Consider the following 16,436-nt stretch of genomic DNA (forward strand, 5'->3'; position numbering starts at 1 on the left):
ACCTCGTTCAAAAAGTGCATAGCCTTTTACTTTACAATCATCTCATCAAGCTTCTACAGCAAACTCTTCCTTGCCTACACCGCAAAGGGGACAAACAAAATCTGCAGGAAGATCGTCCCACTTGGTTCCCGGAGCAATTCCGTTATCCGGATCGCCGGCAGCTTCATCATAAATATATCCACAGGTGCCACATACATACTTCATAAGCAAACCCTCCATTCTGCAAATTGAATGATTTATCGGAAACATATGAATATTATACCACATAAAACTAAAATTGGGGTCTGACCCCAATTCACAGTTTAGACACAATTTATATTTTCGCAACCACTGATAAATACTGGCCTCACGCTATGTGCAAAAAAAAATTGGGGTCAGACCCCAATTTTTTCATCGTCCGCTATCAGTGCTCTACAGCCTCTGAGAGACGTGCGCGGATTTCCTCTACGCTCATCCATTCTGTATTGTTGCCGGAGCTGTAGTAGAAGCCCTCAGGAACTCTCTTTCCACCGGGAGCAATCTCAATCTCATGGGAGAAAGACATCTGAGGATAAACGATGAAGTGCTTCTCATACTCATAGGTGTTGGGAGCATCTTCCTTGGTAACCATAACTTCATCAAGCTTCTCGCCGGGTCTGATGCCGATTTCCTTGGTGGCAATTCCGGGATACATAGCCTCTGCAAGATCTGTGATCTTGAAGGAAGGGATCTTACTGATGAAGGTCTCGCCGCCCTTAGCCTCTGAAAGAGCCTTGAGAACAAGCTCAACACCTTCGGGAAGGCTGATCCAGAATCTTGTCATTCTGAAGTCGGTAATAGGAAGCTCCTTCTCTCCTCTCTCTGCAAGAGTCTTGAAAAGAGGAATGATAGAACCTCTGGAACCGGCTACATTTCCGTATCTTACGATTGAGAAGTTGATATCCTTGCTGCCTGCATAAGCATTAGCTGCGATAAAGAGCTTGTCGGAAACCATCTTGGTTGCGCCGTAAAGGTTAACGGGATCAACGGCCTTATCTGTAGAAAGAGCTACAACTCTCTTAACGCCGGTCTTAAGGGCTGCATTGATAACATTCTGAGCACCGTTGATGTTGGTCTTGATAGCCTCATCAGGGTTGTACTCACAGGCAGGAACCTGCTTCAGAGCTGCTGCATGCACAATATAATCAACATTCTCGCAGGCTCTCTCAAGTCTTGCGCCGTCTCTTACATCGCCGATGAAAAATCTCATCTTATCTGCGTGCTCTTTGTAAACCTTCTCATTAGCCATTGTGAACTGCTTGAACTCATCGCGGGAGTAAATGATGATCTTCTTAGGGTTGTAGTGCTCAAGCACATACTCGGTGAAGCAATGTCCGAAAGAACCTGTTCCGCCGGTTACAAGTATGGTCTTGTTATCTAAAATTGATTTTTCCATTTATTTAAATCTCCTTTTTGTACCAATTTACGATCTTCTTGACTGCCGCTATAACATCATCAACATCAGCGTCTGTAAGAAGAGGATAAAGAGGAATACTGATGATTCCCTCGTATACCTTCTCAGCTACAGGGCACAGGCCCTTCTCATATCCCATTCTCTTGTAGAAGGGGAAGTAATAAACCGGTATGTAATGAACCTGACACTGAACGTTCTCGGCGCTCATGGCATCGAAGAACTCTCTTCTGGTGCAGGATAATCTGTCAAAGTTAAGTCTTATGATATACAGATGCCTTGTGGTGTCGGACTCAGGGATTTCCTGCTGAACTATGATCTCAGGAACGTCCTTGAAGGCTTCGTTGTACTTATTAACTATTTCGCTCCTTCTCTTGGAGAACTCCTGGAGCCTGTTCAGCTGACTTATCAAAAGAGCTGCCTGAAAATCCGTCATACGGTAGTTAAATCCAAGGGTCTGCATCTCATAGCTCCAGGGTCCCTCGCATTCGCCCTCGAACTCCTCGGGATTCTTGGTGATTCCGTGCTGGGAAGCAAGATGAAGCTTCTTAAAGAGCTCAGGATCGTTGGTGGTAATGGCTCCGCCCTCTCCTGATGTAACAGTCTTAACGGGATGGAAGCTAAAGCAGGTCATATCTGCCAGGGAGCCTTCAGGAACACCCTTGTATTTGGTTCCGATGGCGTGGGCACCGTCTATGATAAAGATCAGTCCGTGCTTTTTGCAGATGGCGCTGATCCTGTCGTGATCAACGGCCTGTCCGGTGAAGTCCACCGCCACAACAGCCTTGGTCCTGTCTGTGATATGGGCCTCGATGCTATCGGGATCGATATTGTAGGTCTCGGGATCGATGTCTGCAAAAACAGGCTTCGCTCCCACATATACTGCGCAATTGGCTGATGCCGCGAAGGTCATGGGTGTGGTGATAACCTCATCTCCGGGGCCTACGCCTGCTGCTATCATGGCGCAGTGCAGAGCTGCTGTTCCGTTGGCTACTGCAACGGCGTACTTCGCCTCAGTCACTTCACAGAGCTTTTTCTCAAGGGCTGTAACCTGGGGGCCGCAGGTGATAAGGTCACCCACAAGGGCCTGTGTAACAGCCTTGACATCATTGTCGTCAATCCACTGGCGGCCATAATAGATCTTTTCTTTTCTGACGGGGGTTCCGCCGTTAATTGCCAGTTTTTCTTTTTCCATATGATAATCCTCAATTACTGAATTTTTTCTTATAGGTGCCGCGGTATACATCAAGTGTATCCTCAACAACCTTGTCCCATTTATACTTTTCACATACGAAGGGGGCTGCGTCTTGTCTGTACCTTACGACCATGTCCGGGTCTGACAAAAGAATCTGCAGCTTATCCCTAAGGTCCTTGTAATCGCCCTTCTTAAAGGCCATGGCCTTATCCTCTACCACATCGATACACTCGGGTATGTCGGATACAAGACAGCACTGACCGTAGCTCATGGCTTCCAAAAGAGTAAGAGGCATTCCCTCAAGGTCCGAAGGAAGAACGTAAGTATAACAGTTACTTAGTAGTTCTGACAATATCCTTCCCTGAACAAAGCCTGTAAACACGATTCTGTCATCGCCTGCTGCAAGTTTCTTGAGACCTTCTTCGAATTCCTTCATGTCACTGCTGCCACCGGCTATAACCAGTTTCTTGTCGGTGTCTACTTCTTTGAAGGCCCTTATCAGGTACTCTAACCCCTTCTCGGGAACAAGTCTTCCCAGGAAAAGAATGTATCCGTCCTTGGATAAACCAAACTTCTTAGAGATCAGCTCCGGCTGCGTGGCAACAGGTCTGTTGACACCGTTGGGAATAAGAATCGTATCCCTTCCGTAGGTCTCCTTGAAATAATCCTGTACACTCTTGGACAGAACTATGATCTCATCCGCATATTTTACGGCACATTTTTCGCCCTTCATAATATACTTGCTGGCAAAGGCGCCCCATTTCTGCCTTCTGTGATCAAGGCCGTGGATGGTGGCTATACACCTTTTTCTGAAGAGCTTGGGTATCCACATGGTGGCGCAGGGACCCTCAGCGTGGAAATGTACCACATCATACCTTCCAAGTGCAGCCAAAAGCGCACCAAAAAAGGACGCTGTTGCGGCAGCGTATCCCTTCCTGTTAATGGTTGGAACACTCTTAAGTCTAACCCCCTTGTAGGAATGCCCTACAATGGCATCATACTCTTCGCCGGCCACATGATGTCCCGATCTGTTAAGACAGGTAACATTATGTCCCTTCCTGGCCATTCTTACCGACAGCTCCTCCACTACAACCTCAACGCCGCCCTCTCTTGAAGGCACACGTTTCTGGCCCAGCATGGCGATATTAAGTTTGGTATCTTCAACGGCTATGCCTTGATTTTTCACAACTTTGCTCCATGCACATAAAACTCGACACTACATTATATCACACTATGCAAGTTAACGATATAAAAGAATGGAAAGGGCTTAATCCCTCAGTCCCAGCAGCATAAACGGCAGTATTGCTGAGGCCATGTTTCTGAATGCGAACACCGCATGATCATAGGAATGCTCCAGTGTAACCGCGCACCATAAAAAAGGCACGATCATAATGCAAACATACGCCGGAATTGTTTTTTTACCTCTTCCCTTGTTCTTTATTCCATAGACAATAAGAGCTGCGATCACAGCAAGGATCAAAATGATAACAGGCCAGTTAGCCAGAACCATGATATTTTTGAGAATTACCATAGGATAGGGATAGCCCTCTCCCGACAGGCCGCTTCTGTAGCCCACTTCCTTCATGGCATCCTTAAGAGGATACTCGTTTGCACCTGTAATAGCAGAAACAACCGTTGCCAGCACCCACTTGGACAACCAGAATGCGCCGTAGCCAAAGGCCCAGAAGAATCCGCTTCTTATAAGGAAAACAGGACCTTGCCAGAACTTACTGCTGTTATCTCCTTCTGCACCGCAGATTTCAGTATGATGGAGCCAGAGATAAACACTAAGTGGCAGGATCAATGATGCCAATGGATATGTAAGAAAATCGAAATATGCCACCGCTATCCCTATTGCAAGGAAGAAAAACGGCGCTCCCTTTTCCGGTGTTATCTTATCTCCCCACAGCATAAGGATCATGATCGCCACAAGGATTATATTCATAACCGCCGCCAGTTGGAAATTGATTGCGCAGCTGATAGGATTAAGCAGCATAAATGACGCCATAAGAGACAGTGCAAGCTTCATGTTGCCGGACTTTTTCACTGCCAGCATAAGTATCAGAGCCATTAATATAAACTCCAAACCGGCATTCATCATTCTGACGATATTCAAACTAAAGATACACAGAAGGGGCTTAAGAATCACAAGATAGCCATGCCAGTATCTGGTATAGCAGAAAGGAAAACTATCTATCTCTTCACTTCTGAAGTTATCGCTAAGTTCATAGACTATGTCATGGATAACGCCAACATAATCATTATGCGGAACCAGCGCTGCATTCTTGAAAGGATTCTTTTCATCACCTTCCCCCGGATATACGGCATTTGGAAGGATATAGGTGGCATCCGTGTAATCATCGGTTGCGGTAAACTGATATCCCCTTGCCCACTCGGGAAAAGTCTGGAATGTCTCATACTGCTCTATGCAGTTCTTGATATTTGTTCTGATATTGCCTGTGGGAAGCATGTAGACAAGGATCAGGAGGAGATACCCCGCTACGATGCATATGCCCAGTATCAGCAGAGATTTTAAAAGTATTTTCAGATCACGCAGTATAAACATCCAATTTGCCTTCCTTGTTTTTTCTCATATTCTTTTAAATAATAACATAACAGTGAATTATGTGACATAACATGATTTGTCCTTTGAAAACCTTTTGGCTATAATAATCATAATCGCCATGAATCGGAGAATAATAATGGAATTAAGTACAAACAACGACATTAGAATACGCGAATATCAGAACGCCTATATACTTCCTGATGAGCAGTGCCTCTTCGCCTTTGACGCAGACGGTCACTTCATAGAAAATACCAGCAAACGAAAAGTGGGCAAAGAGGAATATGCTATTTGCGACGACCTTACAGGCTCTGAGGAATGTGACTATGTAGACGAGGAAGTCTTTTATCTTGGCTTTATCAGAAGCCACTGGGGCCACTTCATGGTGGACGGCACAGTTCGCATGTGGGGGCTATTGGAAAATATCTCCAAGGGCAAAAAGATACTGGCTAACATCGAAGGCCGGCAATCCTTTTTCGAAGAGTGGTTTGGCCTGTTCGGGATAGATGCCAAAAAAGATATTATCAAGCCGCAGAAACTAACGAGATACAAAAAAATCTATATCCCCGATGTTTCTTACTACCCGGGTCATTACATATCAGACAGTTTTATTGCACCTTTCAGACATGTGGCAGATGTGATAAAAGAGGATTTGGAAACCTATGACAAGATCTATCTGTCCAGATCCCGCATCTCGAGAGGGAGCAAACAATTAGGTGAAGCCTCCGTGGAAAAAGTATTTGCTGCTACCGGTTTCAAGGTATTATACCCGGAAGAAATTCCCTTCCGTCACCAGATCTGGTACTACAGCCACTGCAAAACCCTGGTGACCACAACAGGAACCATAGCACACAACATCCTGTTCGCAGCTCCGGGTACTGAGCTGATAATCCTGGACAGATATCCGCTGGAGCCTTCTCACCAGAGCGTCATCAACCGCGCAGCCAGGGCAAGGGTACAAAATATCCCTGCTTATGCCAAGGGCTCCAACCACGAGAATAACCTTATGTGCTTTACTCCCGAGCTTAAGGAGTACTGTCGCAGGGAAGGAATAAAAATCAAGGATGATGCAGGCTCTCATATCCGCATTGCCCTGACCACATTATTTTTCCGAATTCCAAAAGCCTACAAACTATACTGGCTTTTCCACTGAAAATTCATTGTAATCGAATATAAATGAAAAAAGCGGACAGGAAGGTTCCTGTCCGCTTCTGCATGTTTGAAAAAAAATCAAAGCTCTACGCTGCCGGTTGCGTCACCATTAACAACATAGTATGCCTTGCTCTCCTCAGGCTTAACATAGATGTCAAGGCTCTTAATGTCCTTGCCGCCGTATGCCTTCTTAGCCATGGATACAATCTGGTCCTCAGTGTAAGCCTTGTCTCCGAACTGAAGCTCAATTTTAGCACTAACCTTGCTTGCTGCCATGATTTTTTCCTCCCCTTCTAAGAATGTTATATACACATATTAGGAATATTATAACTCATTTTTCGAAAAAGTGTGAATGATTATTTCAAAATAGGCATATTTTACATAGTTTACCACTTTTCACACCATTTTTTGTAAATTATAATGAAGACAAATGAAAGACAGATAATATCTTGATTTTTCTAATATTGATGCTCATTTTGACCACGTTAATGTCCTTTGTTATCACAAGGAGGTGACTCTATGGCAAACAAGCAATCAAACATTTCCAATGCAACCGCTACTTTCCTCAAGAATCTCCAGGCAATACGTTTACAGGAATTTAAGCCCAGCCTTCGCACACTTTCAAGCGTTGACTGCGGACTTGATCTGTCTTCCTGCGCTTTTGCGGGACTTCGCACCTGGAGTAAATAACGCTTATCCCTTGCCGCCAAAAAAGCAGACCACTGCAATGGCGAGAAGCACAAAGGAAAAGACCTTCATCCACTTGTAGGTTTCCGGTTCCTGCTCCGCATTTTTATGAAGCTCGGCATATGTGAATAGCACTACGGCGAAGATAAAAATCACAGCGGCATAAATGATCAGAAGTTTATTCATCCCACACTCTCCAAGATTAAGTATATACATAAACATTATACCAATCATCGTTCTTCAAAACAAATGCAGCATCCTTCTCATTCGAGGGGTGCTGCATTTGCTATTGGGCTTAGTCACTTTATCTCAATTAGTTAAGGATCACACCGTCAGCATCGGTATTATATGTCTTGCCCCATTTCTTGAAGGTTCCGATGGCCATAGTTCCGTCGGAGAGGAAATAGTATTTGTTGCCGTCTATGGTAATGAATGTTAATCTCTGCATGCTGCCGTTTGGTTTGAAATAGTAGTATTTGCCATCGATATTTACCTTGCCGGTCTGCATGATTCCATCCTGATCAAAATAATAGGTTATTCCCCATCTCATCATGAAGCCGTGAACTTCTTTGCCTTCTTTGTCGAAGAAGCGCTTGCCTTCAGGGAATTCGACGAAGGCACTCTTAGTCATGCCTCCTTTTGCATTAAAGTAATAATATACTCCGTCTACCATCACATAGCCGGTGGCCTTGGTTCCGTCGTTCTTAACAAAGTAGGTGCTGCCCCACTTGTTCTTCCAGTTGCCTGTAACTCCGGCCTCTTCGCCTTCTATTATGGGTTCGATCGGAATGCCGTCGCCGTCTCTGTAGAGATAGAAGTCATCCCAGGCGCCCCAGGCTCCTGCCTGTGCCTGTACGCTTACGCCGACGGTAAGCTCGGTGCCGTCGTTGTAAACAAGAATCTCTTTTACCTCAGGATTCTCCCAGTTCTGCCAGCTTGTCACTCCGGTCTCTGTTTCCTGACGAACTCCTCCTTTTTCTGCAAAAAGAACGAACCTGGCATCGCTTCCTGCATCGCCGCCCTCGATATGTGTGCCGAGGTAATATATACCTGCATCAAGGGTTACCTTCTGAGTGACCGTATAGTTAATGGGCTTGTTATCCCAGAACTTGAGACAGTAGCTGCCTGTGCGAACATTGCTGGAATCAGCCTGCCTTCCGACGCAGGAATTCGCATCGGTAATCTGCCACATGGACATGTCTGAATCTTCAAAGCCCGGATTCTTAAGCTGGTTAACGGGAAGTATTGTCAGTGTGCAGGACACCAGGATAGTTTTGTCATCAAGGGTCACTACGCCTTCAATCGTATAGGTTCCAACTCCCATATACAGAGCATATTTGATGTCGCTTCCGTTCCAGGATGCCTCTACCTCTTTGGTGCTACCGTTGGAATATACGAGCGTTACAGTCGGAAGGTCTACGCTCTCTCCAAGCTCTATTGTCACATCACTTGTCTTTACTGAAGTTACGGTAACAGGTGCTGTGGTTCCTGTTCTCACATAATTGAAGATCCTTGCGGTTGCAAGCGGATGTCCGTTAAAGTCAAACCATCCCTCGTTATCTACCGCAGATCCGCCGTACCAGGTGCCTGCGTCCTTGTCATAATCTCCTGCATAAGAGCTGGCCCAGCCGCTTCCGTAGGTCTCCCAGATCTCCTTGTTCTGTGTGAGGACCTCTGCCGCATTATCTGCGCTCTTGTCATATACCTGAACAGGAATCCAGGCGGGTTCCCAATAGAATACACCTATACCGTTCTTTGCGTCAGCAACTGCATTTATTACGCTGCGAACTGAATTGGCCTGGCCCTGAACCGATACGTCAAAGCCGTAGACATCTCCGCTTTTGCCCTGATACTCAGTATTGCCGTGGCCATCGCCGTCCTCCCAGGTGTGGATATAGGATGTCTCAGCAACCATGACCTTCTTGCCATAGGTCTTCGCCACATCGCTCAGAACACCGGTAAGATTCTCCAGAGTTCCGTGCCAGTACGGATAATAAGATGATGCAAAAACGTCATAATCAACACCGTAGCTATCAAGATTCTTAGCGTAGGAAGCATATCTTCCACTCTTTTCCGGATTGGTGAAATGAACTGCTACGAGAATCTCTTTTCCTGAAGCTGCCGCCACTTTTCTTACAGCACTGCTGCCTGCGGAAAAGATCTTAGCCATGCCATCCCAGCTCTTTTCCCCAGCGACACCGTTGTTGGTCTCGTTGCCGATCTGAACCATTCCAACATCAACGCCTGTCGCAATGAGGCTCTCCAGACTGTTTACGGTAAATTCCTCTATAGCTGCAGCCTTCTCATCAAGGCTCATGTTCTTCATGGCCTTGGGTGCTGTCTGCTTGCCGGGATCAGCCCAGAAATCCGAGTAGTGGAAGTCGATGAGAACCTTCATGCCTGCTGCTGTTGCAAGGCTTCCGATCTTTTTGGCCACCTCGATATCGCAGTTTCCGCCGCCGTAGTAGTTACCATTGCCATCGGTAGGATCGTTCCAGACACGGATCCTCACATAGTTGACGCCGCAGCCTGCAAGGAAATCAAAAAAGCCCTGATCATCCAGCTCATTGCCGTCAAAATCATAGTATTTTACACCGCTGTTCTTCTCAGCCACATAGGAGCTGACGTCCACACCGGAGATAAAGTCATCTCCAAGGCCCTTTACTCTTTCCACATAAATATCTGCATCCACCGGGGTAACCTCTTCTTCTCCGGGGCCCGGCTCATCGCCGCCTTCGGTCTTTCTTACAAGCTTCACATTATTAAGATAGCCCCAGCCATCCTTCTTGACATTGAAGGTCACAGTTACCGCAGCTGTAAGTTCTTCTTCAAGGGTAAAAGAGGTCTCTTCCGTAAGCCAGTTATTATAGCCCGTAAGACTCTGGCCCTCGGAAGAATACTCTCCGAATGCGACTGCAAAGATAGCCCCTTCTCCCATAGCCTCTGAGGATAATGTATAGGTTCCTGCGCTAAGACTTATTTCCTGTGAAAAAGTAAGAACGCCGTCGCCGTTTCCGAACCAGAAGTTAACGCCGCTGTCGGAGCCGTCTGAAGGCTTGTTCATCCAGGAATCCGATGAATAGCTGTAGCTCTTGATGGAAGCCCCTGTAGCATCCCAGTCGCTTACCGCTACGCTCCAGCCTGCCAGGTCGCCCCAGATATCCTCTTCCATGTCGGGGTTATTAATCTCAATGCTGCCTGACTCCTCTAATAGCTCCACCGATTCTTCCGTAAGTTCAGGCTCATCCTCTGCGCTCTCAGCAACATCTTCTGTAAGGATCAGCTGCTCATATTCATTGTCTGCACTCTTGTCTGTGCTGCCCGCGGCCTCTTCGATATTCTTGACATCTGCATCGTCCTCGAATACCGCATCTTCGCCGGCTTCTTCCAAAAGAATCTCTTCCTCCGCAGCCTTAGCCGTAACCGGCATCAACTGGCTGACTGCCATTGCCGCAGCCATGATCACAGACAACGTTTTCCCCCAGGATATTTTCTTCATACCGTTTTCCTCCCCTAATATTTTGGTGTTTGCGCAACAAATGTTGCGCATTTCGATAATCCATTAACTATTTTAAGACCGTCATACAGCCTTTTTCAATTAACGCTTTACCACAATTTCAGCCGTATTCTTTTGGTGAAAATACCTAGAAAGCCCATGGATACTGATGCGCAACAAGCGCAATTTTTTCTGATTATCTTGTTTAAAATGCCAAAAATTATTATGATATAAGTATCTAAGTTCAAATAACCCGGGGGAGGCCACCAGTGAATCTGAAATTAACGTCTGCTTTTTCTTTTTACAAATGGAAGCATCGCTACAGCATAAAAGAACTCATTGAATTCGAGAACGATCCCAATGTGGTGGAACAGCGAAAGCGCACCATATCCATACTTTTTATCGCCTTTATAATCTACAGCATATCGGCCACCATTCCGGCTCTTATGGCCTCCTACGGTCACGCGGTTGTGACCAATATCTTCGTTCAGCTCTTTTTGCTGACCAATCTCATACTGGTAAGGACCACCCGCAAGCACACAAACATCGCTATATTTACCTCCTTTGGCCTGTGTCTTATTCTGTTCCTTAGCTTTATCACCGAGACGGACTGGACCATCGGAATGGATGCCTACTGGCTCTTTGTCCTGATCCTCCCCTTTGTCACCAACTATCTGGCGGGAGTCATCTACGGCGGCATCAGTGCTCTGTCAGGCTTCGTCCTCAGCGTCACACTCTTTTACACGGATCTTGTCAATTATCTGCAGCCCTACGGCCGCAACATGGTTCAGTGGTTCCCCATAATATATCTTGTTGCCATGTTCACCGCTGCGGTTATCGAATATGAGCTCACCGCCTATCAGATTGACAAAAAGCTATCCGACGAGAAGCTCGCCTACTTCCAGAACGAGCGCACCAGAAGGCTCAAGGAGCAGCTCTCCATCTACCAGAACAATGAGCAGGTAATCCGCAGGTACAAGCACGACCTCCGCCATTACAACCGTGTTCTGGCTTCCCTCATCCAGGAAAAAGAGTACGACAAAGCAGCCGAATACCTCAGGGAATTCGACTCCATGCTGGAACAGGTTACAGTTGTGTCTTTCTGTGAGAATAGTATTGTGAACGAGCTGCTGACCATCTATGCCTCAAGATGCCAGAAGCTCGGCTTTAAGATGAGGGTCAAGGCCATGGTACCCGAGCGCTTCCCCATGGAGGAGACTGACCTTACTTCCCTTGTGGCCAACGCACTTGAGAACGCCGTGGAGGCCCAGGAGCGAGTTGACGCAGATAAACGTCAGATTAAGATTGAAATCGTATATAATGGCAAAAAATTAAAGCTCATGACCCAGAATCCCGTTGCTGTGGCCACAAGCTTTGGTAATGACGGACTTCCCATCAGCACCAGGGATATCCCCAGCGGTATAGGAAGTCATCAAATTAAGAGCATTGCCGAAAAATACAGCGGAGCTGCCAGCTTCACCCAGGAGGGAAACAATTTCATCCTTAAGGCTGTGATGACCTGTCTGTGATGTCCTGTCTGTGATCCCTCCGGAGCTTAACTTTACTGCTCCGCCTTCTCCATATGCTCTTTGATCTTATCCTTGATCCTGCCCTCTACCAGTTTGGCAATCTCTCTGGTCTTCATGTCCTTGTACTGCTCATAGTAGATGGGTTCCAGATAGTATACATAGGTCTGAACCGGTCCGAAATGATCGCTGTTGTACACCTTGTAGGAATCCACAAGAGCCACCGGAACGATGGGCACGTGGGACATCAGCGCCAGCTTGAAACTTCCGGGCTTGAAATCCTCCACGATGTTGCGGTTGTTCTCCTTGTAACCGCCCTCGGGGAAAATAATGTACCTGCGCCCTTCCTTGAGTTCCTCCGCGATCTCCGTAAATACTGTGAGTGCCTGCCTTGGGTCATCCAAAGGTATTGTCTTACCCTGAACAAGTCCCAGGATCTCATTGACCAGTATCAGATGCGATCTCTTCTCGTCCATTACAAAGGTAATTGGATTCTTATGAGTATTGGCGATTCCGCATACGTCGTATTTGCCCTGATGATTGGGAACAAGAAGATATCCGCCCTCCTTGGGAAGATTCTCCTCGCCGTAACCTACCGTTGTGGTTCCCGCAGATTTATTCATCTTGATGATCATCTCGTTGGCAAGGGCGTATCTCTCTTCCTCGGAGTGGGAGTTAACATCCCTGAGCCACCATCTGGACTTAACAACGTAATAAACTATTCTATGAAGATTTATCAAAATAGTGTGATAAAAATTGCGCATCAATGTTTTATGTTTCCCTTTTTCAATGTAATGCATCCGAAGATTATAGCATATTTATTCATGGGCCCGCAATGTCAAAGTTTTTCCAAAAGTGATTTAAACCCGTACTCTTCAAAGGCCTCTTTTGCCTTATCTTTGTCAAAAGCGATCCTGAAATCATCAAGGCTCTGGGAAAAGGCATAATCCCTGCGGATCATAGCCAGTTCCTTGGACATAACTGCCATATCACGGTACTCGCAGAGGGCCTTCATGGGGCTTCTGCTGATGCCAAGGGCCTCCTTCCAATAGCCTCCAAGGGCTTTCAGGGCCTTGTCACCGTCGCACCCATCGATTGCTTCATAGATTCCCTCAACGGTTCCGTACTCCTTAAGAAGCGGGATTGCAGCGCTGCTGACGCCCTTAACACCGGGGATATTGTCGCTGGTATCACCCTGGATGCCCTTGAGATCCGGAATCTGCTCCGGACGAACTCCGTACTCAGCAAGGCACAGAGGCGGTGTCACCTCGAAGGCCTTATCCGGGAGCCTTACCAGCTTGTTGTTCCAGCCGTAGTCGCCGCCATATTTATTCAACAGCTCATCTGCGGTCTCCTGCTTGGTCTGAAGGAGCCATACTCTGGTGTAGTCGCTGACAAGCTGCAGATAGTCATGATCCTTGGTAATGATAAAAGAGGGAATCTCCTTCTCATACCTGGAAACAACGCTTCCGACGATATCATCCGCCTCGAAGTTGTCGTCAAACATAACCTGGAAGCCTATGTCCGACAGCATCTTCTCCATATTTACGAACTGTTCCTTAAGGGGCTTCGGGGTCTCCCCGCGGTTCCCCTTGTACTCAGCATATTTCTGCCTTCTGAAGGTATCTCTCGTCTTATCAAAGGCGATCATCATATGTGTAGGCTGCTGATCAGCCATGATCTTCAGTATTGTGCGCATCATGCCGTACATGGCGTTGGTGTACTGACCTTTTGCATTGTGCATTATCTGGGGATAGAGTTTTTCTTTTTTCTCGGGATCCTTTTCGAACAAAAGAGCCTTGGGGAGATTCCCATAGTAATTGGTTACCAGCATGGAGCTGCCATCTATCAAAATGAATTTTTCCTTGGACATTTTCTTCACTCTCCGAATAATTACTTACCCTACAATGATACCATGTATTTGCATCGCCATAAAAGTCCTTCTTTTTTTCGCAGAAAAAGACCCGGTGCATTGGCAAGATGCACCGGGATTTGGTAGGAGATTTCTTATGACTTGTATATGTCATGAGGCAAAACGCATTGGCAGTGCGTTTTAACCGGTTAGCTTTTGCTAACAAAGCTATATTAGCATACGCTAACATATAATGCAACATCTTTTTTCAAAAAAAATGAAGCCGAGCTGTGTCGGCTTCATCTGATGCAGGTTAACCTCTGGGTTTCCTTAGTCTTGTGTCATGGATAGTTTCAAGTATTTCCTCATCCGACCACTCCCCGGAAGATTTATGTCCGTGATCGGAATCGCTTAAGGTAAAGACGATATCCTCCCCCTGATACACTCTGAAATACCAGTCAAAGTGCCTTGTGTAGCACAGATCCATCCAAGGTCTTATCCCGGCCATGATCTCTTCGTCCGTGACATCTTCCGGAACGTCCATTTCATAATATACTGTTACAAGGCCATTACTCAGGTATTTAGGTATATCAAGTTCTCCTTCGAATATATCTGCTGACGGCTTTCTTTTAGCCTCTGCCCTGCCTTGTACACCATATTCGTCCATCTGCGCCTGAAGATATTCATTTATCTGAGTTTTGTATTTATTGGAGGAATAATTATCGTAGAAGGTGTTGGGCTCAACTATTTCATATCTGCACATATCCTCCTTGTTCCCTTTGGGATATGCAGATCCGGCAAGCTCTATCGGCATATCATCATGCCCGTTCTTGTGGCCGTACACATCATTTTCGGTATCCAGTTCAAACTCTATACCATATTTTTCCTGCAAAGCATATAGGGCAAAATCATGCATTTCATCGAGAGTATGTGCCTCCGCTTCGCTAAACATAACTCTTCCCTTTATTTCATTGCCGCAAGCTGAAACAGACAAGCTTGCAACAAGAAGACCAATCATGGTCATAAGTTTTTTCATAATATCTACTCCTATCCAATCAATAATTGAAACGGATGATGCAATCTCCGTCCATTACAGGCTTACCTTCCAGATTATTGCTCTTAAGAAGCGCCTCATAATACGCCTTGGCAAATTCAGGCCCCTGCTTGGTACAATCCACCACATAGCTGACTCTGATGGAGTTCTTGTCGACATTCGCATCCGTACGAATGTTGAGACTCCAGTAGTCATCACCATCGCCGTAGTTACCTGTATAGTTCTCAAAAGAGCGCCACTCATCACTGGCCGCATCGTAGTATTCGGTAGTCTGCCTTATAACCGGCTGATACTGCTGCTCCACAGAATCATACAATATGTATTCACTGCTTGGATCATTTGGAATATAGGGAGTTGCCAGAGCCTCCCCTTGTGGTCTGCTGTACAATCCCAGCTCACTTCCAACGGATAAACCACCGCCGTATATTCCCTTCCACAGCTGTGAGCGGAATTCCTGACCGTCGTAGGTAAACGTAACTATATCCGTATCAAGATCCATTCCAAGAGCAGGCCCCCATTTGTCTATGGCATCGCAAAAGCCCCACTGCTGCTGGATGCAGCCCTCTGCCGTATAATAGGAATCCGTGTCCGGATTGTACCTGAAGCCCAGAAGACCAAGTATCGGAGTCTGGCCAAGCATCTCAATTACGCCCGCCTCAAGTACCCGGTTAAAGAAATCCGAATCCACAGCACCTTCAACATCCGGAATACCAAAGAACAGCTCGGACCATTTCACTGTTTTGTTACCAATTTTACCCGCAACATCAAGAGCAGGGCCGAGCCACCTAAGAAGCGCCTCCTTCTCTGCCTTGGTCAGCGAACACTTATCAGGATCAAGGAAGGATGCCCTGATAAAAAGATCAACCAGCAGTGCAAAATACTCATCAATCGATATGTCCTTGCCCCGCAGCTTATCAAGAAGTTCCTGCACTTCCTGCGCATAAGTATAATCAGGCTCTATCACCTGTTCCCCATCAATAGTCTTCACCGGAGCCCCATCCGCATGAGGTCCCTTCATACTCTCGATAATATCCTGCTCATGCTGCAGATACTCATTAACAATATCAACAAGTCCCTGATAAAACCTCTCCAGATTCGCAGCTTCCTGTTCAAGCTCCTGTGAAATAGCTTCCAGGGCCTGCCTGACCCGTGAATATGCCTCGTCAGAAAAAGCCATATCACCGATCACTTCCAGTATCTGCGCCCTCTCATTTCCAAGCGACACAGAAGCACTCTGCAAAAGCGCAGCATGCCCCTTCGTGGCCCCCGGATTAATCGAAAACCCGCTCATATACTTTCTCTCCTCTAACAAAACTTCTCTCTCTCAGTAATTTTTGTTATCATATCACAATCCCATCCCCAAATGTTGATTTTCTGACGAATGACACCTGAAATCGGACGAACGACATCCCCCTTCCTCCCCATGATTGCTGACGCGGTATGGTCTGGATAAGTGCGCAGTTCTTGTACGACGACTATCCC

The 16,436-nt window shown here is 46.4% G+C and carries 15 protein-coding genes; 3 read left to right on the plus strand and 12 right to left on the minus strand.

What is annotated here, in order from left to right; all coding sequences use genetic code 11:
• Window positions 1–45: 45 nt before the first annotated feature.
• From G588_RS0105170 to G588_RS0105190, 5 genes are all read right to left on the minus strand, one after another.
• Window positions 46–204, minus strand: a complete 159-nt coding sequence (locus tag G588_RS0105170) for a rubredoxin (RefSeq protein ID WP_022777692.1) — start codon at window positions 202–204, stop codon at window positions 46–48.
• A gap of 199 nt (window positions 205–403) precedes the next feature.
• Window positions 404–1,414, minus strand: a complete 1,011-nt coding sequence (gene pseB, locus G588_RS0105175) for a UDP-N-acetylglucosamine 4,6-dehydratase (inverting) (protein ID WP_022777693.1) — start codon at window positions 1,412–1,414, stop codon at window positions 404–406.
• Window positions 1,415–1,418: 4 nt separating this feature from the next.
• Window positions 1,419–2,624 (minus strand): UDP-4-amino-4,6-dideoxy-N-acetyl-beta-L-altrosamine transaminase, encoded by a 1,206-nt coding sequence (gene pseC, locus G588_RS0105180; RefSeq protein WP_026668586.1) that lies wholly within the window; start codon window positions 2,622–2,624, stop codon window positions 1,419–1,421.
• Window positions 2,625–2,634: 10 nt separating this feature from the next.
• Window positions 2,635–3,762: a glycosyltransferase family 4 protein gene (locus G588_RS0105185; protein WP_026668587.1), complete on the minus strand. Its 1,128-nt coding sequence runs from the start codon at window positions 3,760–3,762 to the stop codon at window positions 2,635–2,637.
• 129 nt (window positions 3,763–3,891) lie between these two features.
• Window positions 3,892–5,190 carry a hypothetical protein gene (locus tag G588_RS0105190; protein ID WP_022777696.1) on the minus strand — a complete coding sequence of 433 codons (1,299 nt, stop codon included), beginning with the start codon at window positions 5,188–5,190 and terminating at the stop codon, window positions 3,892–3,894.
• A gap of 136 nt (window positions 5,191–5,326) precedes the next feature.
• Between G588_RS0105190 and G588_RS0105195 the strand changes: the two genes are divergently transcribed.
• Complete coding sequence (locus G588_RS0105195; protein ID WP_022777697.1) at window positions 5,327–6,340, plus strand: glycosyltransferase 61 family protein; 1,014 nt, start codon at window positions 5,327–5,329, stop codon at window positions 6,338–6,340.
• 77 nt (window positions 6,341–6,417) lie between these two features.
• Here the strand turns inward: G588_RS0105195 and G588_RS19275 are convergent, their stop codons facing one another.
• On the minus strand, window positions 6,418–6,615 hold the full coding sequence (locus G588_RS19275; RefSeq protein WP_022777698.1) for a DUF6465 family protein: 198 nt from the start codon (window positions 6,613–6,615) through the stop codon (window positions 6,418–6,420).
• Window positions 6,616–6,858: 243 nt separating this feature from the next.
• On the opposite strand from G588_RS19275, the gene G588_RS22400 reads away from it, so the two are divergent.
• Window positions 6,859–7,029, plus strand: coding sequence for a hypothetical protein (locus G588_RS22400; protein ID WP_022777699.1), 171 nt, complete (start codon window positions 6,859–6,861; stop codon window positions 7,027–7,029).
• A gap of 3 nt (window positions 7,030–7,032) precedes the next feature.
• Here G588_RS22400 and G588_RS0105210 read toward each other — a convergent pair whose 3' ends face one another.
• Both G588_RS0105210 and G588_RS0105215 read right to left on the minus strand, forming a co-directional pair.
• Window positions 7,033–7,212 carry a hypothetical protein gene (locus tag G588_RS0105210; protein ID WP_022777700.1) on the minus strand — a complete coding sequence of 60 codons (180 nt, stop codon included), beginning with the start codon at window positions 7,210–7,212 and terminating at the stop codon, window positions 7,033–7,035.
• A 127-nt stretch (window positions 7,213–7,339) separates the two neighbouring features.
• Window positions 7,340–10,525 (minus strand): glycosyl hydrolase 53 family protein, encoded by a 3,186-nt coding sequence (locus G588_RS0105215; protein WP_022777701.1) that lies wholly within the window; start codon window positions 10,523–10,525, stop codon window positions 7,340–7,342.
• A gap of 266 nt (window positions 10,526–10,791) precedes the next feature.
• Between G588_RS0105215 and G588_RS0105220 the strand changes: the two genes are divergently transcribed.
• Window positions 10,792–12,051: a sensor histidine kinase gene (locus G588_RS0105220; RefSeq protein ID WP_022777702.1), complete on the plus strand. Its 1,260-nt coding sequence runs from the start codon at window positions 10,792–10,794 to the stop codon at window positions 12,049–12,051.
• 32 nt (window positions 12,052–12,083) lie between these two features.
• Here the strand turns inward: G588_RS0105220 and G588_RS0105225 are convergent, their stop codons facing one another.
• The 4 genes from G588_RS0105225 to G588_RS0105240 all read right to left on the minus strand — a co-directional run bounded on the left by G588_RS0105225 (window position 12,084) and on the right by G588_RS0105240 (window position 16,245).
• Window positions 12,084–12,788: a lysophospholipid acyltransferase family protein gene (locus G588_RS0105225; protein ID WP_242830340.1), complete on the minus strand. Its 705-nt coding sequence runs from the start codon at window positions 12,786–12,788 to the stop codon at window positions 12,084–12,086.
• A 98-nt stretch (window positions 12,789–12,886) separates the two neighbouring features.
• Window positions 12,887–13,921, minus strand: a complete 1,035-nt coding sequence (locus G588_RS19280) for a 5'-3' exonuclease (protein WP_022777704.1) — start codon at window positions 13,919–13,921, stop codon at window positions 12,887–12,889.
• A 292-nt stretch (window positions 13,922–14,213) separates the two neighbouring features.
• Complete coding sequence (locus G588_RS0105235; RefSeq protein ID WP_022777705.1) at window positions 14,214–14,936, minus strand: hypothetical protein; 723 nt, start codon at window positions 14,934–14,936, stop codon at window positions 14,214–14,216.
• A gap of 19 nt (window positions 14,937–14,955) precedes the next feature.
• The gene (locus tag G588_RS0105240) at window positions 14,956–16,245 is read right to left on the minus strand and encodes a DUF4474 domain-containing protein (RefSeq protein ID WP_022777706.1); all 1,290 of its coding nucleotides are present in this window, start codon (window positions 16,243–16,245) and stop codon (window positions 14,956–14,958) included.
• Between the last annotated feature and the right edge of the window lie 191 nt (window positions 16,246–16,436).

This window comes from Butyrivibrio sp. AE3009 (genome assembly GCF_000420845.1).
In the GTDB taxonomy this organism is placed as follows: domain Bacteria; phylum Bacillota; class Clostridia; order Lachnospirales; family Lachnospiraceae; genus Butyrivibrio.

What these genes read in the sequence shown, in the direction of transcription:
- G588_RS0105170 (WP_022777692.1), bottom strand. Translation starts at nt 204, where the DNA reads ATGAAGTATGTATGTGGCACCTGTGGATATATTTATGATGAAGCTGCC.
- pseB (WP_022777693.1), bottom strand. Translation starts at nt 1,414, where the DNA reads ATGGAAAAATCAATTTTAGATAACAAGACCATACTTGTAACCGGCGGA.
- pseC (WP_026668586.1), bottom strand. Translation starts at nt 2,624, where the DNA reads ATGGAAAAAGAAAAACTGGCAATTAACGGCGGAACCCCCGTCAGAAAA.
- G588_RS0105185 (WP_026668587.1), bottom strand. Translation starts at nt 3,762, where the DNA reads ATGCTGGGCCAGAAACGTGTGCCTTCAAGAGAGGGCGGCGTTGAGGTT.
- G588_RS0105190 (WP_022777696.1), bottom strand. Translation starts at nt 5,190, where the DNA reads ATGTTTATACTGCGTGATCTGAAAATACTTTTAAAATCTCTGCTGATA.
- G588_RS0105195 (WP_022777697.1), top strand. Translation starts at nt 5,327, where the DNA reads ATGGAATTAAGTACAAACAACGACATTAGAATACGCGAATATCAGAAC.
- G588_RS19275 (WP_022777698.1), bottom strand. Translation starts at nt 6,615, where the DNA reads ATGGCAGCAAGCAAGGTTAGTGCTAAAATTGAGCTTCAGTTCGGAGAC.
- G588_RS22400 (WP_022777699.1), top strand. Translation starts at nt 6,859, where the DNA reads ATGGCAAACAAGCAATCAAACATTTCCAATGCAACCGCTACTTTCCTC.
- G588_RS0105210 (WP_022777700.1), bottom strand. Translation starts at nt 7,212, where the DNA reads ATGAATAAACTTCTGATCATTTATGCCGCTGTGATTTTTATCTTCGCC.
- G588_RS0105215 (WP_022777701.1), bottom strand. Translation starts at nt 10,525, where the DNA reads ATGAAGAAAATATCCTGGGGGAAAACGTTGTCTGTGATCATGGCTGCG.
- G588_RS19280 (WP_022777704.1), bottom strand. Translation starts at nt 13,921, where the DNA reads ATGTCCAAGGAAAAATTCATTTTGATAGATGGCAGCTCCATGCTGGTA.
- G588_RS0105235 (WP_022777705.1), bottom strand. Translation starts at nt 14,936, where the DNA reads ATGAAAAAACTTATGACCATGATTGGTCTTCTTGTTGCAAGCTTGTCT.
- G588_RS0105240 (WP_022777706.1), bottom strand. Translation starts at nt 16,245, where the DNA reads ATGAGCGGGTTTTCGATTAATCCGGGGGCCACGAAGGGGCATGCTGCG.